The sequence below is a fragment of the Marinobacter arenosus genome (assembly GCF_019264345.1).
In the GTDB taxonomy this organism is placed as follows: Bacteria; Pseudomonadota; Gammaproteobacteria; order Pseudomonadales; family Oleiphilaceae; genus Marinobacter; species Marinobacter arenosus.
Genome location: NZ_JAHVAO010000002.1, coordinates 79,038 through 105,073, shown reverse-complemented (window position 1 = coordinate 105,073; position 26,036 = coordinate 79,038). Strand labels below are relative to the sequence as shown.

Sequence of the window (26,036 nt, the reverse complement as noted above, 5' to 3'; positions counted from 1 at the left end):
ACTCTGTGGCATACTGATTTGCGAAACCAACAACACCAATGATTACACAGCAAGGAAGTTGCGATGAAACTCGAGACACTGGCTTTACACGCGGGCTTCAGCGGAGACCCGACCACCCATGCGGCGACTACGCCCATCTACCAGACCACCTCCTATACCTTCGATGACACGCAGCACGGTGCGGATCTGTTTGATTTGAAGGTGCAGGGCAACATCTATACGCGCATCATGAACCCGACGAACGGGGTGCTTGAGGAGCGCATGGCGCAACTCGAAGGTGGTGTTGGGGCACTGGCGCTGGCCTCGGGAATGGCCGCCATCACCTATGCCCTGCAAACCATCTGCAAGGTCGGCAACAATATCGTCAGCACCAGCCAGCTTTATGGCGGCACTTATAACCTGTTCGCCCATTCGCTGCCGAACCAGGGTATCGACTGCCGGATGGTGCCCCACGATGATTTCGATGCGGTCGAAAAAGCCATTGATGACAACACCCGCGCCCTGTTTTGCGAATCCATCGGCAACCCGGCGGGCAATGTGGTGGATATCGAGCGCTGGGCCGACATTGCCCACAAGCATGGCATACCGCTGATCGTCGACAATACGGTGGCAACACCCTTCCTGTGTCGACCGTTCGAGCATGGGGCCGACATCGTCGTCCACTCCCTCACCAAGTACATCGGCGGCCACGGCACCACCGTGGCGGGCATCGTGGTGGATTCAGGCAAATTCGACTGGAAAGCCAGTGCCGACAAGTTCCCCATGCTGAACGAGCCAGACCCGTCCTATCACGGCGTGGTGTATACCGAGGCTCTCGGGCCCGCGGCCTTTATCGGTCGCTGCAGGGTGGTTCCCCTGCGAAACACCGGAGCCGCCCTGGCCCCCTTCAATGCTTTCCTGATCATGCAGGGACTGGAGACCCTCGCCCTTCGCATGGAACGTCACTGCGAGAACGCGGAAAAAGTTGCCAACTTCCTGCAGGACCATCCCTCCGTCGAATGGGTGAACTACGCCACCCTCGATGGCAGCCCCTACAAGGCGACCTGTGAGAAGATCTGTGGCGGCAAGGCGTCGGGCATCCTGAGTTTCGGGATCAAGGGCGGCCTTGAGGCCGGAGCACGGTTCATCGATGCCCTGCAACTGATCTACCGGTTGGTCAATATTGGTGACGCCAAGTCCCTGGCCTGCCACCCGGCTTCTACCACCCACCGGCAACTGAATCCGGAGGAGCTGAAAAGCGCCGGTGTGAGTGCGGATCTGGTGCGCTTGTCCATCGGCATCGAGCATGTGGACGACCTGATCGCCGACATCACCCAGGCGCTGGACGCTGCAACCGCCTGATTGCTCCCTGCCGGGTACGACCAATGTCGTGCCCGGCACATCCCCGTGATTGCCCGTACCTGCCTTGTATCTCCGAGTCCCGGCCATTACTCTTGAAGGCTGACCAAGCCTTCATGAGAGTCCCGTTGCAATGAGCGACAGCGCAAAACCCCGCATTACCAGTGGTTCCAAATTCCGTAATGAGCACGGCTTTTCCGCCATCAAGGATGGTATCAAGCGCAGCTCGGGCGAGAATCGGGATTCCAGGCCGGTGGAGCGCAAGCCAAAATGGCTGAGGGCTCGCATGCCAGGGGGCGAGCGCTACGAAGCGGTGCGTAAGAATGTCAGCGAACACCGCCTGAGTACGGTCTGCCAGGAGTCCCATTGCCCCAATATTGGTGAGTGCTGGACGGCCGGCACGGCCACCATCATGGTGATGGGTTCAGTCTGCACCCGGGCCTGCAAATTCTGCGCGGTAGATACCGGCAACCCCAAAGGCTGGCTGGATCACGAGGAACCCGAGAACACCGCCAAGTCCGTCGAGCTGATGGGCCTGCGTTACATCGTTCTGACCTCAGTAGACCGCGACGATCTGGACGATGGCGGCGCCGCCCACTACGCCGCCTGCGTATCGGCGATCAAACAGCGCACGCCGGAAGTGGCCGTCGAGGCCCTGACACCGGATTTCGATGCCGTCATGCCGCATGTGGAGAAAGTAGTGGATTCCGGGCTGGACGTGTTCGCCCAGAACGTTGAAACCGTGAAACGCCTCACCAGCCGGGTGCGGGATCCCCGCGCCGGATACGAGAAGACCCTGAGCGTTCTGGCACACGCCAAGCAATACCGCCCCGACGTGCTCACCAAAACCAGCCTGATGCTGGGACTGGGTGAAACCGAAGAGGAAATCCTCCAGACCATGGACGACCTGCGCGCTATCGGTGTGGATATCCTGACCCTGGGCCAATACCTGCGGCCCACGCCGAACCACCTGCCGGTGGAACGGTACGTCACCCCGGAAGAGTTCAATCGCTACCGGGAAATTGGTCTGGAGAAGGGTTTCATGGAGGTGCCCTCCGGGCCGATGGTTCGCTCCAGCTACCGTGCGGACAAGGTGTTCGACCAGAACAACCTCGGTCTTGCCGTACCGGAAGTACCCCAGGCCACCAACGCCATGCAGATTCCGGTCAAAGCGGTCGACTGACGCGGCAAGCCGCTTTTCCCCGGCGACATCGCCAAAGGTCACAGTCACCGAAAGTTTGTGGCACACTCTGCACTCGTTTTCCAGCAGAGTTGTTGCTTCATGAACCGGTTACGCGCCCTGTACGATCGCCTGATCCTTCCCCACCCCGTTGTTGTCCTAACCGTTTTCGGCCTGTTACTGGGTCTGGCCGCAGTGAAATTTGGCGAGTTCCGGCTGGACGCCTCGGCCGAATCCCTGGTCCTGGAAGACGACCGGTCGCTGGAACAGTATCGGAAGGTCCATCGCCGGTTCACCACCTCCGACGACTTTCTCATTGTTACCTACACCCCGAAACGCGAACTGTTCTCCGAACAGGGGCTCGACCACCTTCGCGCGCTGAGGGATGAGCTGCAGGCGCTCGACGCGGTCGGTTCCACCAACAGCATTCTGAACGTACCTCTGCTGCACAGCCCCGACCTGACCCTGGACACCGTCGACAGCGAGATCAAAACGATCGATGCCGACAATGTCCCCCCGGAAACAGCCCGGGAAGCGCTCCTGAACAACCCGCTCTACCCCAACCTGCTGATCAGCGAGGATGCGAAAACGACGGCCATCCAGGTCAATCTGCCTACGCCGGAGCGCTACTTCGAGCTGCTTCAGCAGCGTAACGAGCTGCGCGACAAGGTTGCAGGCGGCAAGGCGTCTGATGCTGAACGGGCCCAGCTGGAAACGGTCCGGCAGACATTCATAGACTACACCGGAAAGCTCGGCCAGGAGCGTGACGCCACCATTGCCACCGTGCGCACCATTCTGGACAGGTACCGGGACCAGGCGGAGATTCATCTTGGTGGCGTGCCTATGATCGTCTCGGACATGATTCGCTTTATCCAGAACGACCTTTCGACCTTCGGGTTCGGGGTACTGGCCTTTCTGTTGCTCACCCTGGCGATCATCTTCCGCCAGTGGCGCTGGGTGCTGATACCCACTCTGTGCTGTGGCTTTACGGTGTGGTTGATGGTTGGCTTTCTGGGCTGGGCTCAGTGGCCGGTAACGGTGATCTCCGCGAACTTCATTGCGCTGTTGCTGATCATGACTTTGTCTCTCACCATTCACCTGATTGTCCGCTACCGGGAATTTCAGCACGACGAACCGGAGGCCGACCCCAAGGACTCGTTGCGCAAAACGGTGATGGCGATGCTCAAGCCCTGTTTCTACATGGCCATCACCACCATCGTTGCGTTTGGCTCGTTGACGTTCAGTGGCATCCGCCCGGTCATCGATTTCGGCTGGATGATGACGCTCGGCCTCACCGTGGCTTTCCTGATCACCTTCATCATTTTCCCCGCGCTGCTGCGCATTCTGCCCCCGCCGCTGGATAAAAACGTGTTGTCCAATCGGGTGCCGTTTACCGAGACCTTTGCCGGTTTCACCGAGCGCTTTGGCAAAACCGTTCTGGCGGGATCGGCGGCGATCGCGGTCTTGTGTGCGGTGGGCGTGAGCAAACTGACGGTGGAAAACAGCTTCATCGACTACTTCAAGTCCTCGACCGAAATCCACCAGGGCATGATCACCATCGACAATCGCCTGGGTGGTACCACACCGCTGGACATCGTCATCACCGACGAGGCACCGCCGGAAAATGTCACCACAGACAGTGATCCCTTCGCCAGTGGCTGCGATCCGTTTGTGGAGGAGTGTGAAGGTGGCGAGGAATACCGGGACACCTGGTACACCTACCAGAAAATGCAGAAACTGGAGGAGGTGCACAACTACCTCGATAGTCTGCCGGAAACCGGCAAGGTCCTGTCCATCACCTCCACCCTCGATATCCTGGCACAGATCAACCAGGGCGAGCGACTGGACGCCCTGGAGCTGGCGTTTGTGCCGGCGGCGGTTCCGGATGATTTGCAGGACGTTCTGCTGACGCCCTATATCTCCGAGGAACACGACCAGGCCCGTTTCAGTGTCCGCATTCTGGAAACCATGCCCGAACTTCGGCGCCAGGCCCTGCTTGACCGCATCCACTCACACCTGACCAACGAGCTCGACTACGACGAGGATCAGGTGCTGTTCGCGGGTATGACCGTCATGTACAACAACATGCTCCAGAGCCTGTTCGATTCCCAGATCAAGACCATAGGCGCGGTCTTCCTGGCCATTATGGCGATGTTCCTGTTGCTGTTCCGCTCATTAAAACTGGCCCTGATCGGCATCGCACCCAACCTGATCGCTGCCGGCTCGGTCCTTGGCCTGATGGGATGGCTGGGCATTCCGCTGGATATGATGACCATCACCGTGGCCGCCATTACCGTGGGCATTGCCGTGGACGACACCATTCACTACCTGCACCGGTTCAAAACCGAATTCGCAAAAGACGGGGACTACCTTGCCACCATGCACCGGTGCCACCGAAGCATCGGCCGGGCCATGTTCTACACCTCCCTGACCATCATTGCCGGCTTTTCGATTCTGGTGCTCTCCAACTTCATCCCGACCATTTACTTTGGTCTGTTCACCGGTTTCGCCATGTTCATGGCCTTGCTGGGCGCCTTGACGCTGCTGCCCCGGCTGTTGATCATGGTCAAACCCTTCGGCCCGGGCACCAGCGCAGGAACCTGAGCCAAAAAAAGGCCGCACCCGAAGATGCGGCCTTTTTCATAATGCACTGGGAACAGGCACGTCGTTACTGACCCTGGCCCTGCTGCTGTTGCATCATCTGGCGCTGCTGCTGCATTTGCTGCTGCATCTGCTGCATGCGCTGGTCCAGCGTCTCGCGCTGTTCCTCGGTAAACACGCTGTCGACTTTCGCCTGCATGAGGGTCGAGAGCGCTGCGATCTCTCCAGTCAGGTCGCCCAGTTCCTCGGCATTTTCGCGGATGGAGTCTTCGTCGAAGTCCGGCTTGATCTCGGCCTGCATCTGCTGCTGAAGCGCGCGCGCCTCTTGACGGAGTTCGGCGATCTTGCCCTGCATCTCGTCGATGATACCCCGGATCTCGGTTTGCTGGTCGTCAGAAAGACCCACCATCTGCGCCAACTGATCCACCTGATCCGGCTGACCGCCAGCGGCCTGTTGGGCCAGCGCCGGAGCGGAAAGGCTCACGGCAACAAGGGCGGTACCAAACAATTTTGCGAGCTTCATAAGGTTCTCCGTTTACAGGGTGGCCACATCGGAAACGCCACCGATTTGCGTTGGTTTCGTCATTCAGGCTGTACACCCTAAAACATCCTGGCGCCGTTGTTCACCCCGATACCCCTCCTTTTTGTACACACTTCTCACTCTGTTTACCCTCAGCCCGCCACACAGGCGGTTCTAAACAAATGTGAAAATTTGGTCATTCCCCTTCATAATGGCGCCGTTCAACGACCCGCGGAGTAGACGAGATGGCGATTAACTGGTTTCCAGGGCACATGCACAAGGCCCGCAAGGAGATCAAACAGGTCATGCCCCAGATGGACCTTATTATCGAGGTCCTGGATGCGCGCATCCCGTTCAGCAGCGAAAATCCGCTGGTGCCTGCCCTGCGTGGGGACAAGCCTCTGATCAAGGTACTCAATAAACGCGATCTGGCGGATCCCGGGATAACCGCAGAGTGGCAGGCCTGGCTCGAGCAGGAGCGGGGCGTACGCACCATTACACTGACCCACAACCAGCGCAGCGAAGCCCTGGGTATCCTGAAGCTGGCCGAGGAAATGACGCCCGAGCATGATCGCCAGAAAAGCGCATTGCGGGTGATGATTCTGGGCATCCCGAACGTCGGCAAATCCACCATCATCAATACCCTGGCAGGTCGGCCCGCCGCCAAAACCGGAAACGAGCCGGCCGTGACCCGGGCCCAGCAAGCCATCAAACTGCCCGACAACATCCTGCTGTACGACACGCCCGGCTTCCTCTGGCCCAAGCTGTCACCGGAAGCCTGTGGCTATCGGCTGGCGGTCACCGGCGCCATCCGCAGTTCGGTCCTTGATTTCGAGGACGTCGCCCTGTTTGAGGCAGACTACCTGCGTGAAGCCTACCCGGACCTGGTAATGGCCCGCTATGGCCTGGATGAGCTGCCCGCCGACGGCATTGGTCTGATGGATGAAATCGCCGCCAAGCGACGTTTTTTTGGCCGTGGCGGTATTCCGGACCTTCATAAGGTGTCCGAGATCCTGCTGAACGAATTCCGCGCCGGTACGCTCGGGCGCATCTCCCTGGAAACCCCGGCCATGGTCGAAAAAGAAGCCGAAGAAGCCGCTCAGGCCGCCGCTGAAAAGGCCGCCCGGGAAGAACTCAAGGCGAAGGGGAAGAAGAAGGGCCGCAACGGCAAACCCTGAACCCGCCGTTGGAGACGTACTCGGACGGCAAGGCGTCAAACATGTCCCGGACGGTGCGAACAAAATGGGGTTGGTCATAGAACCCGGCGTCCATCGCCAGCCCGGACATGGACTTCCCGGGCTCCCAGTGGGCCAACACACGGTTCATCTTCAAATGCAGCAGAAACCGTCGCATCGGCACACCGATTTCCTGTCGGAACAGGTGGCTGAGTCGCGACGACGACAGCCCTACCGACTCTGCCAGCCACGATACATCCACTTTCTCGGGCAACTCTGTGCGAAGGTAATCGCAGATTGTTCGCACGCGGGGGTCCACCGGCACCGGCGAGCCCCCAAGTCGCTCGATTGCCGTCGACAGGGATTGCCGGACCAACTGACAGGTGTCCGATTCCAGGCTCGACAGGTGGTGCGCCGACAATGCGATATCGACCGTTTGTCGGCCGTTCAGAAGCGGCTGCAGGGCGCGCCAGAAGTGGCTGTCCGGATCGAGCTGCGCGCACCACATGCGACCGCCACCGGGCTCCAGTGCCTGAACGGCATCGGGCGCCACCAGCGCCGCCGATGTCGATCGCCATTGGCCGCCGACCTGGAGCCGGAAGGGGCCATCCAGGCCGACGAGCCACGAGGCACTGATATGGCGGTGCGGACGATTGGGCATCAGATGCCCGACCACCTGCCAGTGATCGGGCCAGAGGAACAGGGTGCCGTTGGGCGTATGCTGCATAATCGGGCCGGTCAGTGAATTTCTACTGTGCCCAAAGCATACCCCAGGTCAGCGGTTTCGCCAGCATGGCCCCGTCGCGTGGGCATTCAGTGCCCCTGAACGGAACCTCCGTGCTGATCCTTGCCATCGCGGCTCAGGGCATAAGGCACAGGCAGTCCGACCTTGGCGCCGAACTCGATGCTGACGAAAATGGGCCCAATCAGCAGAAACACCAGGTCCTCCACGAACGACGGTTTTTTCCCTTCAACCTTATGGCCGTACACCTGCAAAGCCCAGGCCGCGATCCAGACCACGAGACTGGTCCAGAACAGGGACCAACCGGCCGCGATAACGCCCTGGATAATCCAGGCCGAAACGGCGAACCAGCCCGCCATCAGCACGAACACCCCGAGCGACAGCCGCAGGTACACGAGGCCGGACAGCACCGCCAACAGGGTTGCGCCATTGACCCACTCACCGGCCGTGCCGGTCAGACCCAGCCAACTGCCGATGGGAATGAGCCAGAGCAGGCCCAGGGTTGAAAACACGATGGCCGGCACACACACGATGTGCACCCACTGGTTGAACGAATTCCGGTGGCTCTCGCCGTAATCACTCAAAAATTGCGGTAACGATCGCATAGACCTCTCACCTTGTTGTTGTCTTTGATATTGATCACTTTATCAGGCTCCGTTTCCAGGGCCTTGTACGTAACGGCTATTACCCCGGGTTTTCGGACCGGTTCCACCGCCCCTTACCAAGGTCAAATATCCCCGCCACGGCAAAAAGCCTAAACTGGTCATAACGTCACTGATCACATGATTTCGCCATGTCTGGCGGGTCGTAAAGGAGGAAAGTATGAGACGCGTTGTCGTCACCGGTATGGGCATTGTTTCCTGCCTCGGTAACTCACTGGACGAGGTAACGGAAAGCCTGAAAAGCGGAAAATCCGGCATTCGGTTCAATGAAACCTACAAGGAAATGGGGTTTCGCAGCCAGGTTTCCGGTTCACCGGACGTGGACACCTCGGTCATTGATCGCAAGATTCGCCGGTTCATGGGCCCCTCGGCCATGTACAGCTACCTGTCCATGGAACAGGCCATCGCCCAGGCCGGCCTGACCGAAGACCTGATCTCCAATGACCGCACTGGCCTGATTGCCGGCTCCGGCGGGGCTTCCTGCTCCAGCCAGGTGGAGGCGACCGACATCATGCGGGAGAAAGGCGTCAAACGTATCGGGCCGTACATGGTGCCACGCATCATGACCAGCACGGTGTCGGCCTGCCTGGCCACCGCCTACAAGATCCGGGGCGTGAACTATTCCATGTCCTCGGCCTGTGCCACCAGTGCCCACTGCATCGGTCACGCCATGGAGCAGATCCAGGCCGGCAAGCAGGACATTGTCTTCGCCGGCGGCGGTGAAGAAGAAGATTGGAGCCTGACCATGATGTTTGACGCCATGGGTGCCCTCTCCACCAAGTACAACGAAGCTCCGGAGACCGCATCGCGCCCGTTCGACAGTGGCCGCGACGGATTTGTCATTGCCGGCGGCGGCGGCATGGTCGTACTGGAGGAACTGGAGCACGCCCGGAAACGCGGGGCCAACATCATTGCGGAACTGACCGGCTATGGCGCAACCTCGGACGGTTATGACATGGTCGCGCCCTCCGGCGAAGGCGCCCAGCGGTGCATGAACCAGGCCATGGCGACGATTCGCGGCAAGGTTCAATACATCAACGCACACGGCACCAGCACGCCTGTGGGCGATGTGGCAGAGATGGGCGCGGTACGGAATACCTTTGGCGATGACATTCCCGCGATTTCCTCAACCAAATCCCTGTCCGGCCACTCACTCGGGGCCGCCGGCGTGCACGAAGCGATCTATTCACTCCTGATGCTGCAAAACGGTTTCATCGCCGGCACTGCGAACCTCAAGGATCTGGATGAGAAAATCAGCAACATGCCACTGGTAGGCCCGGCATCGCAGGAGGCCGACCTGTCTACGGTGATGTCCAACAGTTTTGGCTTTGGTGGCACCAACGCCTCGCTGGTGTTCGAGAAGCTGTAAATCGGGAAAATTTGCGGGCCTTTCAGGCCCGCATCCCATCCGTGTTGTATACTCTCTGGCATGGTCTGGATCATTGGCATTGAAGCCATTCCGTACTAAAGTACCCTTTGACATGAATCAATTCGGACGGTTCTCCTGATATGTCCCAAGCAATCCGACTCCGTCAGGCTTCATCCCCACTCAAAGCCTCGTGCCACCAGTGCAGCCTGAGCAACCTGTGTCTGCCGCTTGCGATCGAAGAAAACGACCTCGCCAGGCTGGAGGACATTGTCCAGCAGGGGCGTATCTTCAATCGGGGTGAGCACATTTTTGATCAGAGCACGCCCTTTCGCTCCTGCTACGCGGTGCGCAGCGGCTCCGTGAAAACCTCGATTATTACTGAGGGTGGCGAGGAACAGGTCACCGGCTTTTTCATGCCTGGCGAACTGATTGGCCTGGACAGCATGAGCAGCGAAAGCTATGCCTGCACCGCCAAGGCTCTGGAACGAACCAGCGTGTGCGAATTTCCGGTGGAAAAGCTGGAGGAACTGACCGGCAAGCTGCCGGACCTGCAGCACCACATGTACCACCTGATGAGCCAGGAGATTCAGAACAGCCATCAGCTCGCCATGCTGTTGAGCAAGAATACTGCCGAGGAGCGTATTGCGGCGCTGCTGCTATCGCTGTCCAGCCGTTTTCAGCGCAGGCGCATGTCCGGCACCAACTTCAGCCTGCCCATGGCGCGCAACGACATCGCCAATTTCCTCGGCCTGGCCGTAGAAACCGTTAGCCGGGTTTTCACCCGATTCCAGAATCAGGGCATCATCAAGGCCCGCGGTCGCGAGGTTGAACTTCTGGACGTGGAAGCGTTGCAGATGGTCACCCGGGAATTCTCGCGGCAGGGCAGCCAGTAAGTCATCCGAAACGCCGGCTGCTATTCAGCCGGCGCCTTCACGCCTCGGCCACTCGAAGTCTTCAGCATCTCCAACTCATCCACCAGCCCTGAGCGCCACGGCAGCTGCTTGATGCCAAAGGTGTTGCGGATCTTGGTGCAGATCAATGTGGTATTGATCGGTTCCAGGTGCCCCCAGTCCGGCACCTCGTCCACCACCCGGATACCTTCGGGAATCCCCGGCAGACCGGCGATTGCCAGCCCCAGCTCGTACAGGTTGATCTCCTCGGCACCGGCGTATTGGTAGGTGCCCCAGACTTCGGCACCACAATCGATTTGCTGGATCACGGCGGTCATCACCCTCGCCAGGTCGCGAGCCGCGACGGGCTGGCCACGGCACCGGCCCGGCAATGACAGTGTCTCCCCGGCCGCAGTGCTTGCCTGCACTTTGCGGATAAAACGCGACAGACTCCAGCCGGTGCGAAGAATGATGTGTCGAGGCAGGAGCGTTCGCAGTGCCTGCTCGCACTCCCACTGCCAGTTGCCCAGCTCATTGACCGGCTGCCCGGGGTTCGAGGTGATGTACCCACTTTGCTTGCGGCCATCGAACACGTAACAGGAGGAAAGCTGCAGCAGCGCCATGCCACGCTCCGCCGCATACTCAGCCATGGCCACCGGCAAGGAGAAAGCGGCCTTGTGGGTGTCTTCCGGATCGTTCTGGGCAACCTCCGGATCCGACAGCCAGAGGGCGTTGACGATCAGATCGGCATCTTCGGGAATCCAGTTCTCAAGGGCATTGAGATCCGCACTGGCAGGATCGCTGACCAACAGGGGACTTACCTGCAGCGGCGTCTCACGCAAACGCTCCAGCACCAGTTTACCCAGTGGGCCATAATCATGAACGACAAGCACATGCACGGGGGGTCAATTCCTCCAGAATATCACTGATATGACGGGTTTCCCGGACCGGTCAGGCCAATGGCTTACCACCACCGATCCCTACAATAACAGCCAAGAGGAAACGCCAACAGTTTAACTTTTGCCTTTTCTTTCAGACGCATAAAACAACAGGACCCACCATGCTGAAACAACAGAGCCACATCGTGGCGCCGATTCCAGACGAACTTCGCACCCGAGCTCTTTACACCGTGAGTCAGCTCCGGGACCGCGGCAAGGCCGACCGGGAAGCCATCGACAAGCTGTTCGAGCTCATTGTAGAGCTGACCGAGGCGGGACTCGACTTCTTCTTCCTGGAGCCACTGCGCCGCCTGAACGCCAGCAGCATGATGATGGGGATGGCCCGGATGGGCATCAGCAGCATGCTAAAAGGCAGTAAAATGGTGGTTCACAAGGTCCTGAAAAAACTCGATGACAAGAGCCTCGCGGCCATTCTCGACTTCATTGACGAGATCATCCACGAGCCGGAACAAGGCTGAACGGTGACCAATCCCTGACTGTTTACCGGTATTCCCTGGGCACCCGGGCCGTGATGCCGGTAAGCAGCTCATAGGAGATGGTTCCCGCGCACGTCGCCACCTCGTCAACACCCACCGTTTGCCCCCACAGTTCGACCGGATCCCCTTCCTTCGCATCGGGCGCGTTCGTCAGATCAACCGCAAGCATGTCCATCGAGACGCGACCAATCAGGCGGATACGCTGACCGTTCACGGCGGCGGGCGTGTCGGTTCCGGCGTGACGAGGATAACCGTCACCGTAGCCGACGGCCACCATACCCATGCGGATGTCCCGATCCACCAGGAAACCGGCGCCATAGCCCACCGTTTCTCCTGCCCGCACCGTTCGGATGCTGATCAGAGGTGCTTCAAGCGACATTACGGGCTTCAGTCCCAGCTCGGGGCCAGTCTTGCCTACCAATGGCGAACCGCCATACAGCATGATGCCGGGGCGGCTCCAGTCATACATCGCCTGACCAGGAACAAAGTGGGCTGCAGAATTGGCAACGCTCCGCATCAGCTCGGGCCAGGGCACCGTCGCTTCCTCAAACCGGGCCGTCTGTTCGGCCGTCATGGGGCTGTCGAGGTCATCCGCGCAGGCAAAGTGGGTGATAAAACCCAGCACGCCCGAGCGGGCACCCATCGAATCCAGCCGCGTCATGACGTCTTCCACTTCCGCCGGAAGAAATCCAAGACGGTTCATCCCGGTGTTAATCTTGATCCAGAACGTTGGCCGCGCCTCACTCTGCGCCAACCAGTCAATTTGTTGATGACTGTGCAGAACCGGCTCGAAACCTCGTCGCACGCACAGCTCAAGATCACCCTCAGCATGCACGCCCTGCAGCATCACCACGGGCTGTCGCAGACCGGCGTCTCGGATGGCAAACGCCTCTTCCAGACAAGCCACCGCATACTTCTGGGCATCCGCCGCCAGCGCCTTCGCCACCGGAACGATGCCATGACCGTAACCGTCGGCTTTGACCACCGCCATGGCCTGTGCCGTGCCGGCTCGCTCAGAAGCCAGCCGAAAGTTTTGGCGCAACGCCTCCAGATCAATTCGGGCAACAGTGCTTCGGGGCATCAGTAATCACCACCGTAATCGCCGTAATCCCCGTGCGCCAGATCTTCAAACTTGGTGTATTTGCCGATAAAGGCCAGCCGGATCGTACCAATAGGCCCGTTCCGCTGCTTGCCAATGATGATTTCGGCAATGCCCTTGTCCGGCGTGTCCTCGTTGTAAACCTCGTCGCGGTAGACGAACATAATGACGTCGGCGTCCTGCTCGATCGCACCGGATTCCCGCAGGTCCGAGTTCACCGGCCGCTTGTTGGGCCGTTGCTCGAGACTCCGGTTCAGCTGCGACAGGGCCACCACCGGACAGCTCAATTCCTTGGCGATCCCCTTCAGGGAGCGGGAGATCTCGGAGATCTCCGCGGTCCGGCCCTCCGTGTTGCCGGGCACGCGCATCAACTGAAGGTAATCGACCATGATCAGGCCAATCTTGCCGTCGTTCTCCCGGGCGATGCGCCGGGCCCTTGAGCGCATTTCCGTGGGGCTGAGGCCCGGGGTGTCGTCAATGTACAGGGGCTTGTCCTTGAGCAGACTGACGGCCGAGGTCAGGCGCGGCCAGTCGTCTTCCTCGAGTTTGCCGCCCCGGACCTTGGTCTGGTCGATGCGGCCCAGGGAGGACAGCATCCGCATGGCCAGGGCGTCTGCCGGCATTTCCATACTGAACACCAGGACCGGCGTGCCCGTGCTGATCAGGGCATTCTCGACGATGTTCATCGCGAAGGTGGTCTTACCCATGGAAGGCCGGCCCGCCACAATGATCAGGTCGGCGGGCTGCATCCCGGATGTCCGGTCGTCCAGGTCCCGGAATCCGGTGGTCAGGCCCGTGGTCTGCTCGCCCGACTCGAAGAGCTCCTCAATGCGGCTCAGGGTCTTGGTCAGGATCGGATTGATGGCCTGGGGACCGGAACCTTCCTTGACTCGGGATTCGGCAATCTGGAAGACGTTGCGTTCGGCCTCATCAAGGATCTCGTTACTGTTTCGTCCCTGGGGATTGAACGCAGAATCGGAAATCTTGCCGGATACTTCCACCAACTGGCGCAGGATCGAACGCTCACGAACGATATCGGCATAGGCCCGGATGTTCGCCGCACCGGGCGTTTTCTCGGCCAGCTCGGCAAGGTAGGCCAGTCCGCCGGCATCTTCGATGTCGCCGGCGCGTTCGAGAAATTCCGCCAGGGTGACGACGTCCAGAGGCTCACTTTCACTGGCCAGTCGCTCGACAGCGCCGAAAATGAGACGGTGATCCTGCCGGTAGAAATCGACAGCGGAAATGATCTCTGAAATCTCGTCAAACCGGCGATTGTCCAGCATCAGGCCACCGAGTACCGCCTGCTCCGCCTCGACGGAATGCGGGGGGACCTTGATGCGACTGGTTTCTAGATCAGAGTTGGCGGATTTCAGGTTGGGCTTGGCCATAACAACGTCTTCAGCTGGATACCACGAAGCACACAGTTTACGGGGAACGCTTCGGGAATGGGAGAAGGCTTACAAAAAGCTAAGAATACCAGAAAGCAACGGGCCCGAAACCGTCTCCGGCTCGGGCCCGTTCAATCAAGCGCGGCCGGGGTGACCCGGCCTGGCCAGTGTTGCTGCAGATTACTCTGCAACAACCGCCAGCTTGACAGTTACTTCAACGTCGGAGTGCAGCTGCAGCTCGATGTCGTACTCGCCGGTCACGCGGATCGGACCTTCAGGCAGACGAACTTCGCTCTTCTCGACTTCAGTGCCACCGGTTGTGATCGCGTCTGCGATGTCACGAACACCGATAGAACCGAACAGCTTGCCTTCGTCACCAGCCTTGGAGCTGATGGTGAAGGACGCACCTTCCAGAGCCTCGGCGCGGGCCTGGGCAGCAGCCAGTTTCTCGGCAGCCGCTTTTTCAAGCTCTGCGCGACGCTCTTCGAACGCCTTCAGGTTTGCTTCGGTGGCAGGTACAGCCTTGCCATACGGAAGCAGGAAATTACGACCGTAACCGGCCTTAACCTTTACCTTGTCACCCAGGGATCCAAGGTTTGCTACTTTCTCGAGCAGAATAACTTCCATCTCGTTAACCTCTTCGTGCTTATTCAGCCGGCCCGGCAGGTTTTATACGCCCCCGGATATCCAGCCAGCTATCCACAAAAGCCAGAACTACTAACAGAATCATCAGGCTTGGGCCCAACAGAACCAGTGCAATATAGAACAGCACCAGCCACTGCCCACTCAGCTTTTTACGTCCAACGAGGCCGTGGACCAGGGCCACGCTCGCCAGGAACAGGGGCGTACCCGCCACCCAGACCAGCAGCATGGCGTTCAGCCCAAGTATCGGACCAACCACCATGGTGACCGCACACACTACCGCAACGGCGGGCGACAGTCTCAGGGCATGGAACTCCTTGCGGAATCCGCCGGGGTTATAAAGCCCCGCCTGCCATGACCTGGCCAGCATCGTCATGCCGATGCCAGTGGCGAGGTAGGTACCCGCCATACTGGCATTCATGGTGTCCCGTATGACTTTCTCGAGGTCGCCCCCAAGGGTCTGGGCCACGTCGGCATTGTACTGTTCGTAAAAGCTCACCCCGGCCTGGACCAGATCGTCCAACAGAGCGGGGTAGATCACGGGCAACATGAGCCCCGTGACGATTGCCAGAAAACTCCCCCCGAGGAGGGCTCTTTCCCAGAACAGCGTGGTTCTGAGCAATGACGCCATCAACATTACCTGAAGCAGCACCGCCAGGGCTGTCGGGTCTTGCCCGAACCAGCTCCAACCGAGCGCCGGAAGTAGTGCCCAGAGGCCAATGTTTAACCCCTGACTGATGCCAAGCCTGAGAATAACCAGGCCGACAACCGCTGCGCCAATCCAGAACAGCAAAGGTATGGCAGTCGTGACTGCTGCTACCCCGCCGGCCTGCAGGGGACCGCGCATTACATACTGTGCAAGTGCACGCATGGTCCCAAGTCCTGTTTATCTGTTACTTAGTTGTCGTGGCTGTCCGAGTACGGCAGCAGTGCCAGGTAGCGGGCACGCTTGATAGCGGTAGCCAGCTGACGCTGATAACGTGCTTTAGTGCCGGTGATGCGGCTGGGCACGATTTTGCCGGTTTCAGTGATGTAGCCTTTCAGGGTGTCCAGATCCTTGTAATCGATCTCTTTAACACCTTCTGCCGTGAAACGGCAGAACTTACGACGTCTGAAAAAACGAGCCATAACTTAACTCCTCAACTCCGGTTAATTACTCTTCTTCGTCCTGAGTCTCAGCCTTGCGACGGTCGTCGGATTCGGCTGAGCGGCGCGGACGGTCATCTCCACCAGAACGACGGTCCTCACGGGACTCGGCGGCTTTCAACGGAGACAGATCGGAAACGGCTTCATCGCGACGCAGAATCAGGTCACGGATGATGGCATCGTTGAACCGGAAGTTGTGAGTCAGCTCGTCCATTGCGGCTTGTGAACATTCAACGTTCATCAGCACGTAGTGAGCCTTGTGAATCTTGTTGATCGGGTAAGCCAGGTGACGACGGCCCCAATCTTCAAGGCGATGTACCTGACCGCCATCTTCAGTGATGACGCTGGTATAACGCTCGATCATCGCGGGCACCTGCTCGCTCTGATCCGGGTGTACCATGAAAACGATTTCGTAGTGACGCATGAGTTCTCCCTACGGTTTAAACAGCTTTCTTTTCAACCTTCGGGCGCCTGGCCCAACCGGTTAAACGTGAAAGCAAGGAGGTGACAGCCTGGGCTGCCGTTTTTTTGCTTTATCAATAAGGCCTTACAAGAAAGGCTTGATCAAAAGCTGGATTTTGGAGGCCTGACGAGCAGGCAATACAAAACCACCCCTTGGAAAAGGGGTCACGTATTCTAGGCGGCCGGGGGCTTCTGTGCAAGGGTTAACCAAGGCGCTGGCGCAGGGCTTCGTATAGGCAAACACCCGTAGCCACGGATACGTTGAGGCTGTCCACGTGACCCAGCATCGGAATATTGATGAGCTGGTCGCAATGCTCCCGGGTCAGACGGCGCATCCCCTTCCCCTCGGCACCCATGACCAGTGCCACCGGCCCCTTGAAATCGGCCTGAAAGAGCGTGGCATCGGCCTCACCGGCGGTTCCGATCAGCCAGATACCCAACTCCTTGAGGGTGCGCAGGAAACGGGCGAGATTGGTCACACGAACAAAGGGCACGGTCTCAGCAGCGCCACACGCCACCTTGCGGGCCACGGGCGTCAGTGACGCGGACTTGTCCTTGGGAACGATGACCGCCTGGACACCTACGGCATCCGCCGTGCGCATGCACGCTCCGAGGTTATGAGGATCAGTGACGCCGTCCAACACCAGCAGAAACGGCGGCTTGTCACTGCCAGCGAGCTGGGCCAGCAGATCGTCTTCCGTCCATTCACGACTTTCACTGACCGCCGCCACGACGCCCTGATGGACGCCGGACACCCGTTCATCCAGTTCCCTGCGATGCACCACCTTCCAGCGAACACCAAGGGCATCAAGGGCGTCGGTGACGCTTTTTACCCGCTTATCCTGACGACCGGTCTGGATCCAGACCTGCTGCAATCTCTCGGGCTCACGCTTGAGAACCGCCTCAACCGCATGCCAACCAAATACAAACTCTCCGGACACTGGCTCTGATTCCTGTTACTTGCGGGGTTTCCGTTTTTTATCGCCCTGACCGGACTTCTTGCCTTTCTCTAATGCGAGCTTGGCAGCCTGGGCAACCAGCTCATCCCTGGCCGATGGCGGCTCATTATCGGCACCGGAAGCCTTTGCGGGCGTCGCGGGTTTGGCGGGCGCCTTGCCACCGGATTTTTTGCGTGGACGCTTCAGCTCACCGTCAGCCGGCGCACGCCCCTTGGGACCCGATTTTTCCCGGGCTCCCGCCTTGCCTTTTCCACCGGTACGCTTGCCCTTCCCCTTGCCACGCTCATCAGACTTGGGAACGGCCAGAGCGTCACGATCCGCCTGACGGTGCACTGGATCGCTGATCAGTTCCAGGTCAATCTTGCGATCCTCCATGCCGACCCGAACAACCTTGACCCGGACCTCATCGCCAAGCCTGAAGCTCATCGCGGTGTGCTCCCCGATCAGTCGATGCTTGGCGGCGTCGTGGTGGAAGTAATCCCCGCTCAGCGTCGACACATGGACCAGACCCTCGATGTAGACACCGGACAGCTCCACGAAGAACCCGAAAGGCACCACAGCGGCAATGACGCCGTCGTATTCCTCCCCGACGTGGTCGCGGAGGTACTCGCACTTGAGCCAGGCCATGACGTCCCGGGTGGCATCATCCGCCCTGCGCTCGGCCATCGAAGTATGCTCCCCCAGACGTTCCATCTGAGGAAAATCGTAGGGGTATTCGGCCAGCGCCGGGTCCGATTTCGGCGGTTTGACCACGTCTTTTGACGCGTTATCGCCGTGAATAACGGACTTCACCGCCCGGTGGGCGATCAAATCCGGGTAACGCCGGATTGGCGAGGTGAAATGCGCGTAGCCCGCAAAGCCAAGACCGAAGTGACCCCCTTCCTCAGGACTGTATACCGCCTGACTGAGGGAGCGCAGCATGACCATTTGAATGACATTCGCGTCCGACCGTTCGGCAATCTCGGAGAGCAACGCCTGATAATCGGCGGACGTGGGATTATCTCCGCCACCCAGCTGCAGCCCCAGCTCGCCGAGGAACAGTCTGACCGCATTCAGGCGCTCTTCGGAGGGCCCATCGTGGACCCGGTAAAGCGCAGGAATCTTATGTTTCTTGAGGAATCGGGCTGTGGCGACGTTCGCACACAACATGCATTCCTCAATGATCTTGTGAGCGTCGTTACGGGTAACCGGCACAATCTCTTCGATTTTCCGGTTGGCATCGAAGACGACCTTGGTTTCCGTGGTTTCGAAATCGATCGCACCGCGTTCGGTCCGCGCCTCGCGCAGCAGCTGATACAGCCCGTACAGATTGTGCAGCTGCGGAAGGACGTGGGCGTACTGCTCCGACAGACGATAGCCCGACTCGGAATCGGGGTGCTCCAGCATGTCGCTTACCTTGTTGTAGGTAAGGCGCGCATGGCTGTACATCACTGCCTGGTAAAAGCTGTAGCCACTGATGTTGCCCGCAGCACTGATGGTCATGTCGGCCACCATACACAGGCGATCGACGCCCGGGTTCAGCGAGCAGAGGCCATTCGAGAGCTTCTCTGGCAGCATCGGAACCACGTGATCCGGGAAGTACACCGAGGTACTGCGATTCACTGCCTCTTCATCGAGTGGCGTACCGGGACGGACGTAGTGGGAAACGTCGGCTATTGCGACGATCAGGCGGTATCCGCCCCGCGGCCGGGGCTCACAGTAGACCGCGTCATCGAAATCCCGAGCGGTTTCATCGTCAATGGTCACCAACCGGAGATTGCGGATATCAACCCGATTTTCCTTGTCTTTTTCGGTGACTTCTTCCGGAATCTTTGCCACCTGCTCGCCCACTGACGGCGGCCAACTGTGGGGGATATCGTATGACCGAATGGCGACATCGATTTCCATGCCGGGCGCCATGTGCTCACCCAACACCTCGACCACTTTCCCCAGGGGCTGGGTACGAACACTTGGCTGACGGATGATGTCCACCACCACGTATTGCCCGTGACGGGCTCCCCCGGCATGCTCCTGGGGGATCAGAACCTCGTGGTTGATGCGGGCATTCTCCGGCACCACGAAACTGATGCCGCTTTCCTGGAAAAAGCGCCCAACGGTCTGACTGGTCCGGTACTCAAGCACCTCGACAATCACCCCTTCCCGACGCCCCCGGTCATCGACCCGGTCAACACGGGCCGCCACCCGGTCGCCATGGAACACCTGGCGCATCTGGCGGGCGGTCAGGAACAGGTCAGAGCCACCATCATCCGGCACCAGGAAGCCGAAGCCGTCCTTGTGTCCGATGACACGGCCGGTGACCAGATCTGCCTCTTCGATCGGGAGGTAGGCGCCGCGACGGTTACAGATAAGCTGCCCGTCCCGGCACATGGCAATCAGGCGACGCCGCAGGGCCTCAATACCCTCTGGCGACGTTTGCCCCAGCTCGCCACACAGTGTCTCGTGGGTTGCCGGTGCACCTCTCTCCTTCAAATGACCGAGAATGAATTCCCGGCTCTGAATGGGATTCTCGTATTTCTGGGCCTCACGGTTGGCGTGCGGGTCCCGGTCAGTTTTCTTCCTGGAAACCATTCGGATCCTTGCTGTATGTCTGCGCCACATCGGCACAGGTTCATTCATTTGTTCTGCAGTATAACGTTGGGATGCCGCTGCTGCCTAACAAGGCGCCCGGAATAGGCACAAATACCTGCCCACCATTTCTGCAAAAAAAGTTTGACAGCTTTTCCGGGAATTATTAAAGTACGCGCCATCGGTTGAGGGACACGCCTCAACGCTGGCAGAAACGCCGAGTTTTCAATAAACTAAGGGCGGCTCTGCAAATCACCTGCCGAGGTGGTGAAATTGGTAGACACGCTAGCTTCAGGTGCTAGTGGGGGCAACCCCGTGGAGGTTCAAGTCCTCTCCTCGGCACCACTTCCTCCCTCAGGAAGTGTTCAGATCCCAAGCATCCAGCAAGTTCTCTCAGCCCTGACCGCATTCGGTCTGGAACGTTGCGTTGGCCGGATGCCGCCTTACTGCAGCAACCCGACCAGATATTCAGACAGCGCCTCGTACTGATACTCCACGCGCGCAAAGGCGCCTGCCTGCTGCTCCTCGAACGCCCGACCGCAGACCAAACCGCTGTTGTATTTTCTCAGGTAGGCCTCTTCAATGAGGTTGGGCTGGGCCGCCACAAACGCCTCGCCGCCGACCGGTGGATAAAACATTGCCCATTCCAGGCTCCCGTCTGACTCGACGTTGGTCAGACTGGCCGATGCCGGGTCCAGGAATCCGTACCGCAGGGGTCGCCTGACCGTCAGGCTGTCCTGGGGCCCCGGATACGCGAACGCCCGCGCATCGAACTCCAGAACGAGGTCGACAAAGGTCGCCGGTTGCGGTGAATAGCCCGAAAAGTCGTAGGCCTGAGACGCGCTGACAACGAGATCCATGCCCACCGCCGCCGGCGCCACGGTGCAGTCAGTGAGGACTTCGTTGAACGCCAGTGATTCCTGCTCTGCGCCCTCTTCACTCAGACGGTATCCGGGAAAACCAGTCGTCGCATTGGTTGTGAGCGGCTCCAGTGTCCGGACCAGCGTACCGCCCCCGGGCTGGGGGATCTGAGCAATCAGCTCGGTCAGGCTGCCATCCTGCATGGTCCAGCTGTAGGTGACTTCCGGGCTGCCGCCCAGCTCACTGGACCCTGCGAAGATACCTTCCTGATCGTGGCAGGTGGTGGTTGTCTCGAAGTAGATCCGATTGTTTGCCCAATCGAACTCAAGCCGTTCATCAATCCCGGCGTTATCAAAGTTTATCCGGCTCTGGGCCGACAAGGCGGCAGACGGCAGCCACTGGGTACCGAGATTGGCGACATAGCCACCCACCGAAACAAGCCGTGCCAGTTCCGGCATCGATGGCGCCAGACAGCCCTCCGCGGACACCGATTGGATGCGACCATCTTCGCTGTAGTCGAAGGAAATCTCCGCTGATAACAGCAGGTCCGAGAGGTTCGTCGGCAAGGTACCGGACCGCTCCGGTTGCGCGAAGATCCGTTGCTTGGTCAGCAACGCCGGATCACTCAGTTCCAGCGGAACCTCCGGCAGGGTCAGCGCAGTGACATCGACATTCGCGTAATCGCCGTTCGCCGCTTCATCGACCACGCCGATCACCTGGTTGGCGTTCTGGACCAGCGAGATACCGAGAAGGAAGGCCGCCTGGGGACTCAGGTACCGCTCGGTACCGTCGCTTCCGGGCGCCGCCAGCAAGTCGCCATACTCCCGGGGCAACTGACTGGCCATGAACCGCGCAAGGGCCCGGGCATAGGCATGGGCCTGCTCGTCGCCGGCGAGGACATAGTCACGCACCAGATTCAGGTCAACCAGGCTGGCGTCCAGATCGTCCCCCGCCCCCTCGGGCAGGCCCGCCAAGCCCCGAAACCTGGCCAGCGTGGTCAGCGGCGTGACGTTACGGAGCCCCGGTGACGCCGACATCATGAAGGCGTCGGTAATGACCACATCGCCGGCGCGGGTCTCTTCCAGCGTCTGCCCCGGAATGGCCAGGGCGATCAGGGGATAGTCGCGGGGATCCAAGTCCGGCCCGACCACAGGGTCAACGGACAATTCCGAAACATCCAGGGAAAAGGCTCCACCCGGACCGCTCATGGCGGTGGGCTCCCCCGACTCCAGAACCACATCCGAGCCATTGTCCAGGGTGATGGTCAGCGGCCCGGCGGTGTACTGACTGTCGCCATCCATGTCGAGCCAGACCCGGGCATTATTCAGGTAACCATCGATGACCTTCCCGGTGTAAACCGATGACTGGCTGTATTCAACACCATCGAATTCCCTGCCATCGACCGGCAACTGATCAGATTCCTCACCGCAACCGGTCAGGACGAAGGCAAGAGTGAAGACGGAGAGACTCGGGAGGCGTTTCATCGCGGCAACCGTTTATCCTTGTTAGAGGTTGTGCCGCTACTTTAGGGGATGTAGAGAGCCTAGACCTTGATAGGTTTGGCAATTTGTAAACTTTGGTAACGCATTCGCAGCAGGATGTGGGTCCCGGCGGCTTGACGACCCCGGGACCCCGCCTCCTCAGAATGAGCGGGCGACGATTTCCTTCATGATCTCATTGGTGCCGGCATAGATGCGCTGCACGCGGGAATCCGCCCAGGCACGGGCGATCGGGTACTCCCACATGTAACCATAGCCACCGTGGAGCTGAACACACTCATCCATGACCTTGCACTGAAGATCGGTGGTGAGCTGCTTGAGCATGGCCGCCGTCGGGATGTCCAGTTTCTTGTCGAGGTGAAGTTCCAGGCAGCGGTCGGTAAAGACGCGGGCCGCGGTAATCTCCGCCTTCATTTCCGCCATCTTGAACCGGGTGTTCTGGAACTTGATGACCGGCTTACCGAATGCCTTGCGCTCTTTCACGTAATCCAGCGTCCACTGCCACGCCGCTTCCGCGGCCGCGACCGCTGACAGAGCGACCTGCAGGCGCTCAGCCGGCAGTTCCTGCATAAGCTGGAAGAAGCCCTGCCCTTCCATGGAGCCCAACAGGTGGGTAACCGGCACCTTCACGTCCTGGAAGAACAGCTCGGAGGTATCCTGGGCTTTCATGCCGACCTTGTTCAGGTTCTGGCCTTTTTCAAATCCCTCCCAGGCGCTCTCAACCAGCAGCAAGCTAGTGCCCTTGGCCCCCTCTTTCGGGTCGGTCTTGGCAACCACGATCACCAGGTCAGCCAGCTGCCCGTTGGTGATGAACGTCTTGGAACCATTCAAGACATAGTGATCACCGTTTTTGACTGCCGTGGTTTTCACACCCTGAAGATCGGACCCGGCGCCGGGCTCCGTCATGGCAATGGCGGTGATCATTTCGCCGGACACCAGCTTGGGCAGGTAATGCTGTTTCTGCTCTTCCGAGCCGTAGTTCAGGATGTAAGGCGCAACGATGTCCGAATGCAGGCCCCAACCAATGCCCGACAGACCCGCCCGTGACACCTCTTCCATAATCACGGCACTGTAGCGGAAATCCGCACCGACGCCGCCGTACTCCTCCGGCATGGTGGGGCACAGGAAACCGAGCTCCCCGGCCTTTTGCCAGAGTTCGCGGCTGACCTGGCCGTCCTTTTCCCATTGCTCGTGATAGGGCGCCGCCTCCTGCTCCAGAAACTTGCGGACGGAATCGCGGAAGCCTTCAAGATCTGCGTCGAAGAGCGTACGTGGAATCATGGTGAACCTCGGTGGATGACCTGTGTTGTGTTTATCGTCCACCAAGTCTCGGCCGGGAGGCCCGTTCGCTCAATGATGAAAACCATCAATCGCGCTGACCAAAACCATCGCCGGGGGCAGGGTCAGGTTGGTGCGTTGCGCTTGGCTTGCGCTCGTTCCTCGCCCCAGCGAGGCATCAGGTCCTGGGGAATATCGAGATGATCCAGCACACGGGCCACCACAAAATCCACTAGGTCCTGCACCGATGCCGGCTTGTGGTAGAAACCGGGGCTGGCCGGCATGATCACGGCACCCATCCGGTTCAGCTTCAGCATGTTTTCCAGATGAACCTCGGAAAACGGTGCTTCCCTCGGCACCAGGATCAACGGCCGACGCTCCTTCAGAGCCACATCACCGGCCCGCTCGATGAGGTTGTTGCTGGCGCCCGTGGCAAGGGCGGAGAGGGTGCCGGTGCTGCAGGGGCAGATCACCAGGGGCGCTTTTTCCCCGGAGCCCGACGCCGGCGGTGCAAACCAGTCTTCCCGGCCGAACACCAGCACCTGCCCCAGATCCGCCTGCGCCCACTCGGTCAGGGTTGCCTGCATCCCCGGCGGCGTGCCCGGCAGTTTCAGATCGGTTTCTGTGGCTATCACCACCTGCGCCGCCCGGCTGATCATGACATGAACCCGACAGCCGGCCGCAACCAGACATTGCAGGAGACGCAGCCCGTACTGGGCACCGGACGCGCCGGTGAACGCCAGATTGATGGTGCGCGCCTGCTGGGAATGCTCGGTCATGGCTCAGCCCTGGGTAGAGGAAACGATCACTGGAATATCAGTTCTGGATACGTTCAAGCGCGGCAACGAGTTTGCCGTGGATACCGCCAAATCCGCCGTTGCTCATAATGACAATGTGGCAGGGACTCGGGAGATCGTCCAACGCCCGGCCGATGAGGCTATCCACCGACGCTTCAACACTGTGCTGGCCGGCATCGTCGTGACCGGACTGCCAGTCGGCCACCAGCTCTGGCAACCACGCCATGCCGTTGAGGTTGGCCCAAAGCACCCGATCAGCGGCTGCAGCGCTTGGCAGCAATGTTTTCTGGTGCACACCCTGCTTCATGGTGTTGGAACGGGGTTCAATCAGCGCGACGATCGGTTCGTCCCCCACCTGCGCCCGCAGCCCTTCGAGCGTGGTCGCGATGGCTGTCGGGTGATGGGCGAAGTCGTCGTAGACCCGGACCCCGCCCACATCGGCCAACAGTTCCATTCTGCGCTTCACGCCGGAGAACCGGCACAAGGCCGCCACGGCGTGGTCCGGCGTCACCCCCACGTGACGGGCGGCGGCGATCGCAGCCAGGGCATTGCGCACGTTGTGCATGCCAGTCTGGGACCACTTCAGTGTCGCCACCGGCTGTTCATGGTGGATGACCATGAATCGGCTACCGTCCTCCGATAGCAGCTCGGCCCGCCAGTCCGAAGTGCGGGGAGTTTCGCTACCGATAGCCGTGTCCTGGACCGGGCTCCAGCAACCCAGCTCCAGGGCATTGTCCAGATGCGCATCCACCGCCGGCCGGATGATCAGCCCCCGGGAAGGCACGGTTCGGACGAGATGATGGAACTGTCGCTCGATGGCTTCGACGTTGTCGAAGATATCGGCGTGGTCAAATTCCAGGTTGTTCAGAATCAGGGTGTGGGGTCGGTAGTGAATGAACTTCGAGCGCTTGTCGAAGAACGCGCTGTCGTATTCGTCGGCCTCGATAACAAAGAAATCGCTGTTGCCGAGTCGCGCCGACACCGGGAAGTCGTTGGGCACCCCACCGACGAGGTAACCCGGCTCAAACCCGGCCTGCTCCAGAATCCACAGCAGCATGGAGGTGGTCGTGGTTTTGCCGTGGGTGCCCGCCACGGCAAGCACCCAGCGGTGCCTCAGCACTTCCCGGGCCAACCATTCGGGCCCTGACATGTAATCGATGTTCTGGTTGAGGACCGCTTCCACCTCCTCATTGCCCCGTGACATGGCGTTGCCAATCAGCACCAGATCCGGTGCCGGCTCGAGGTGGTCAGCGCTGTAGCCTTCCATGAGTTGGATGCCCTGAGCTTCCAGCTGGGTACTCATGGGTGGATAGACGCCCTGGTCGGAACCGGTGACGGTATGGCCCAGTTCCCGCGCCAACACCGCAAGGCTGCCCATAAAGGTGCCACAGATCCCCAGGATATGAATATGCATTCCGCTACTGCCCT

Annotated in this window: 23 protein-coding genes and 1 tRNA gene; 8 read left to right on the top strand and 16 right to left on the bottom strand. The window is 59.8% G+C overall.

Going from position 1 to position 26,036, the window contains the following annotated elements:
* Nucleotides 1-63 precede the first annotated feature (63 nt).
* The 3 genes from KXD86_RS14860 (at nt 64) to KXD86_RS14850 (ending at nt 5,122) form a co-directional block, all read left to right on the top strand.
* Entirely contained in the window at nt 64-1,341 is a 1,278-nt protein-coding gene (locus KXD86_RS14860; RefSeq protein WP_218636940.1) for an O-acetylhomoserine aminocarboxypropyltransferase/cysteine synthase family protein, read from the top strand.
* 130 nt (nt 1,342-1,471) lie between these two features.
* Nucleotides 1,472-2,521 (top strand): lipoyl synthase, encoded by a 1,050-nt coding sequence (lipA, locus tag KXD86_RS14855; protein WP_218636939.1) that lies wholly within the window; start codon nt 1,472-1,474, stop codon nt 2,519-2,521.
* Nucleotides 2,522-2,620: 99 nt separating this feature from the next.
* Nucleotides 2,621-5,122 (top strand): efflux RND transporter permease subunit, encoded by a 2,502-nt coding sequence (locus KXD86_RS14850; protein WP_218636938.1) that lies wholly within the window; start codon nt 2,621-2,623, stop codon nt 5,120-5,122.
* Between the two features lie 64 nt (nt 5,123-5,186).
* On the opposite strand, the gene KXD86_RS14845 is transcribed toward KXD86_RS14850, so the two are convergent.
* On the bottom strand, nt 5,187-5,642 hold the full coding sequence (locus KXD86_RS14845) for a Spy/CpxP family protein refolding chaperone (protein ID WP_218636937.1): 456 nt from the start codon (nt 5,640-5,642) through the stop codon (nt 5,187-5,189).
* Between the two features lie 242 nt (nt 5,643-5,884).
* On the opposite strand from KXD86_RS14845, the gene ylqF reads away from it, so the two are divergent.
* Nucleotides 5,885-6,817, top strand: a complete 933-nt coding sequence (gene ylqF, locus KXD86_RS14840; RefSeq protein WP_218636936.1) for a ribosome biogenesis GTPase YlqF — start codon at nt 5,885-5,887, stop codon at nt 6,815-6,817.
* Here ylqF and KXD86_RS14835 read toward each other — a convergent pair.
* Complete coding sequence (locus KXD86_RS14835) at nt 6,774-7,541, bottom strand: AraC family transcriptional regulator (protein ID WP_218636935.1); 768 nt, start codon at nt 7,539-7,541, stop codon at nt 6,774-6,776. The two genes, ylqF and KXD86_RS14835, sit on opposite strands and share 44 nt — an antisense overlap.
* 86 nt (nt 7,542-7,627) lie before the next feature.
* Complete coding sequence (locus tag KXD86_RS14830) at nt 7,628-8,161, bottom strand: Mpo1 family 2-hydroxy fatty acid dioxygenase (RefSeq protein ID WP_218636934.1); 534 nt, start codon at nt 8,159-8,161, stop codon at nt 7,628-7,630.
* 217 nt (nt 8,162-8,378) lie between these two features.
* On the opposite strand from KXD86_RS14830, the gene fabB reads away from it, so the two are divergent.
* Together fabB and fnr are read left to right on the top strand one after the other, a co-directional pair.
* Complete coding sequence (gene fabB, locus KXD86_RS14825; RefSeq protein ID WP_218636933.1) at nt 8,379-9,587, top strand: beta-ketoacyl-ACP synthase I; 1,209 nt, start codon at nt 8,379-8,381, stop codon at nt 9,585-9,587.
* A gap of 140 nt (nt 9,588-9,727) precedes the next feature.
* Nucleotides 9,728-10,480, top strand: coding sequence for a fumarate/nitrate reduction transcriptional regulator Fnr (gene fnr, locus KXD86_RS14820; protein ID WP_218636932.1), 753 nt, complete (start codon nt 9,728-9,730; stop codon nt 10,478-10,480).
* A 20-nt stretch (nt 10,481-10,500) separates the two neighbouring features.
* On the opposite strand, the gene KXD86_RS14815 is transcribed toward fnr, so the two are convergent.
* Nucleotides 10,501-11,376 carry an SDR family oxidoreductase gene (locus tag KXD86_RS14815; protein WP_218636931.1) on the bottom strand — a complete coding sequence of 292 codons (876 nt, stop codon included), beginning with the start codon at nt 11,374-11,376 and terminating at the stop codon, nt 10,501-10,503.
* Between the two features lie 161 nt (nt 11,377-11,537).
* Between KXD86_RS14815 and KXD86_RS14810 the strand changes: the two genes are divergently transcribed.
* On the top strand, nt 11,538-11,894 hold the full coding sequence (locus KXD86_RS14810) for a hypothetical protein (protein WP_218636930.1): 357 nt from the start codon (nt 11,538-11,540) through the stop codon (nt 11,892-11,894).
* A gap of 22 nt (nt 11,895-11,916) precedes the next feature.
* On the opposite strand, the gene alr is transcribed toward KXD86_RS14810, so the two are convergent.
* The 8 genes from alr to rnr all read right to left on the bottom strand — a co-directional run bounded on the left by alr (nt 11,917) and on the right by rnr (nt 20,176).
* Entirely contained in the window at nt 11,917-12,993 is a 1,077-nt protein-coding gene (alr, locus tag KXD86_RS14805; protein WP_218636929.1) for an alanine racemase, read from the bottom strand.
* Nucleotides 12,993-14,399 carry a replicative DNA helicase gene (dnaB, locus tag KXD86_RS14800; protein WP_218636928.1) on the bottom strand — a complete coding sequence of 469 codons (1,407 nt, stop codon included), beginning with the start codon at nt 14,397-14,399 and terminating at the stop codon, nt 12,993-12,995. The genes alr and dnaB overlap by 1 nt, the downstream gene beginning before the upstream one ends.
* A 180-nt stretch (nt 14,400-14,579) precedes the next feature.
* Nucleotides 14,580-15,026, bottom strand: coding sequence for a 50S ribosomal protein L9 (gene rplI / locus KXD86_RS14795; RefSeq protein ID WP_218636927.1), 447 nt, complete (start codon nt 15,024-15,026; stop codon nt 14,580-14,582).
* A gap of 19 nt (nt 15,027-15,045) precedes the next feature.
* A complete protein-coding gene (locus KXD86_RS14790) occupies nt 15,046-15,912 on the bottom strand; it encodes a YybS family protein (RefSeq protein ID WP_218636926.1) in 867 nt (288 codons plus the stop codon).
* Between the two features lie 26 nt (nt 15,913-15,938).
* A complete protein-coding gene (rpsR, locus tag KXD86_RS14785; protein ID WP_007154918.1) occupies nt 15,939-16,169 on the bottom strand; it encodes a 30S ribosomal protein S18 in 231 nt (76 codons plus the stop codon).
* A 25-nt stretch (nt 16,170-16,194) separates the two neighbouring features.
* Nucleotides 16,195-16,611 carry a 30S ribosomal protein S6 gene (rpsF, locus tag KXD86_RS14780; protein WP_218636925.1) on the bottom strand — a complete coding sequence of 139 codons (417 nt, stop codon included), beginning with the start codon at nt 16,609-16,611 and terminating at the stop codon, nt 16,195-16,197.
* Nucleotides 16,612-16,852: 241 nt separating this feature from the next.
* Nucleotides 16,853-17,590 (bottom strand): 23S rRNA (guanosine(2251)-2'-O)-methyltransferase RlmB, encoded by a 738-nt coding sequence (rlmB, locus tag KXD86_RS14775; RefSeq protein WP_218636924.1) that lies wholly within the window; start codon nt 17,588-17,590, stop codon nt 16,853-16,855.
* 15 nt (nt 17,591-17,605) lie between these two features.
* On the bottom strand, nt 17,606-20,176 hold the full coding sequence (rnr, locus tag KXD86_RS14770) for a ribonuclease R (RefSeq protein ID WP_218636923.1): 2,571 nt from the start codon (nt 20,174-20,176) through the stop codon (nt 17,606-17,608).
* 255 nt (nt 20,177-20,431) lie between these two features.
* On the opposite strand from rnr, the gene KXD86_RS14765 reads away from it, so the two are divergent.
* A tRNA-Leu gene (locus tag KXD86_RS14765) sits at nt 20,432-20,518 on the top strand.
* A gap of 98 nt (nt 20,519-20,616) precedes the next feature.
* Here KXD86_RS14765 and KXD86_RS14760 read toward each other — a convergent pair.
* The 4 genes from KXD86_RS14760 to mpl all read right to left on the bottom strand — a co-directional run bounded on the left by KXD86_RS14760 (nt 20,617) and on the right by mpl (nt 26,022).
* Nucleotides 20,617-22,518, bottom strand: a complete 1,902-nt coding sequence (locus KXD86_RS14760) for a hypothetical protein (protein ID WP_218636922.1) — start codon at nt 22,516-22,518, stop codon at nt 20,617-20,619.
* A 156-nt stretch (nt 22,519-22,674) separates the two neighbouring features.
* Entirely contained in the window at nt 22,675-23,814 is a 1,140-nt protein-coding gene (locus tag KXD86_RS14755) for an acyl-CoA dehydrogenase family protein (protein ID WP_218636921.1), read from the bottom strand.
* A gap of 122 nt (nt 23,815-23,936) precedes the next feature.
* Nucleotides 23,937-24,590: a flavin prenyltransferase UbiX gene (locus tag KXD86_RS14750; protein ID WP_218636920.1), complete on the bottom strand. Its 654-nt coding sequence runs from the start codon at nt 24,588-24,590 to the stop codon at nt 23,937-23,939.
* A gap of 37 nt (nt 24,591-24,627) precedes the next feature.
* Nucleotides 24,628-26,022, bottom strand: coding sequence for a UDP-N-acetylmuramate:L-alanyl-gamma-D-glutamyl-meso-diaminopimelate ligase (gene mpl, locus KXD86_RS14745; protein WP_218636919.1), 1,395 nt, complete (start codon nt 26,020-26,022; stop codon nt 24,628-24,630).
* Nucleotides 26,023-26,036 lie beyond the last annotated feature (14 nt).

What these genes read in the sequence shown, in the direction of transcription:
- KXD86_RS14860 (WP_218636940.1), top strand. Translation starts at nt 64, where the DNA reads ATGAAACTCGAGACACTGGCTTTACACGCGGGCTTCAGCGGAGACCCG.
- lipA (WP_218636939.1), top strand. Translation starts at nt 1,472, where the DNA reads ATGAGCGACAGCGCAAAACCCCGCATTACCAGTGGTTCCAAATTCCGT.
- KXD86_RS14850 (WP_218636938.1), top strand. Translation starts at nt 2,621, where the DNA reads ATGAACCGGTTACGCGCCCTGTACGATCGCCTGATCCTTCCCCACCCC.
- KXD86_RS14845 (WP_218636937.1), bottom strand. Translation starts at nt 5,642, where the DNA reads ATGAAGCTCGCAAAATTGTTTGGTACCGCCCTTGTTGCCGTGAGCCTT.
- ylqF (WP_218636936.1), top strand. Translation starts at nt 5,885, where the DNA reads ATGGCGATTAACTGGTTTCCAGGGCACATGCACAAGGCCCGCAAGGAG.
- KXD86_RS14835 (WP_218636935.1), bottom strand. Translation starts at nt 7,541, where the DNA reads ATGCAGCATACGCCCAACGGCACCCTGTTCCTCTGGCCCGATCACTGG.
- KXD86_RS14830 (WP_218636934.1), bottom strand. Translation starts at nt 8,161, where the DNA reads ATGCGATCGTTACCGCAATTTTTGAGTGATTACGGCGAGAGCCACCGG.
- fabB (WP_218636933.1), top strand. Translation starts at nt 8,379, where the DNA reads ATGAGACGCGTTGTCGTCACCGGTATGGGCATTGTTTCCTGCCTCGGT.
- fnr (WP_218636932.1), top strand. Translation starts at nt 9,728, where the DNA reads ATGTCCCAAGCAATCCGACTCCGTCAGGCTTCATCCCCACTCAAAGCC.
- KXD86_RS14810 (WP_218636930.1), top strand. Translation starts at nt 11,538, where the DNA reads ATGCTGAAACAACAGAGCCACATCGTGGCGCCGATTCCAGACGAACTT.
- alr (WP_218636929.1), bottom strand. Translation starts at nt 12,993, where the DNA reads ATGCCCCGAAGCACTGTTGCCCGAATTGATCTGGAGGCGTTGCGCCAA.
- dnaB (WP_218636928.1), bottom strand. Translation starts at nt 14,399, where the DNA reads ATGGCCAAGCCCAACCTGAAATCCGCCAACTCTGATCTAGAAACCAGT.
- rplI (WP_218636927.1), bottom strand. Translation starts at nt 15,026, where the DNA reads ATGGAAGTTATTCTGCTCGAGAAAGTAGCAAACCTTGGATCCCTGGGT.
- KXD86_RS14790 (WP_218636926.1), bottom strand. Translation starts at nt 15,912, where the DNA reads ATGCGTGCACTTGCACAGTATGTAATGCGCGGTCCCCTGCAGGCCGGC.
- rpsR (WP_007154918.1), bottom strand. Translation starts at nt 16,169, where the DNA reads ATGGCTCGTTTTTTCAGACGTCGTAAGTTCTGCCGTTTCACGGCAGAA.
- rpsF (WP_218636925.1), bottom strand. Translation starts at nt 16,611, where the DNA reads ATGCGTCACTACGAAATCGTTTTCATGGTACACCCGGATCAGAGCGAG.
- rnr (WP_218636923.1), bottom strand. Translation starts at nt 20,176, where the DNA reads ATGGTTTCCAGGAAGAAAACTGACCGGGACCCGCACGCCAACCGTGAG.
- KXD86_RS14760 (WP_218636922.1), bottom strand. Translation starts at nt 22,518, where the DNA reads ATGAAACGCCTCCCGAGTCTCTCCGTCTTCACTCTTGCCTTCGTCCTG.
- KXD86_RS14755 (WP_218636921.1), bottom strand. Translation starts at nt 23,814, where the DNA reads ATGATTCCACGTACGCTCTTCGACGCAGATCTTGAAGGCTTCCGCGAT.
- KXD86_RS14750 (WP_218636920.1), bottom strand. Translation starts at nt 24,590, where the DNA reads ATGACCGAGCATTCCCAGCAGGCGCGCACCATCAATCTGGCGTTCACC.
- mpl (WP_218636919.1), bottom strand. Translation starts at nt 26,022, where the DNA reads ATGCATATTCATATCCTGGGGATCTGTGGCACCTTTATGGGCAGCCTT.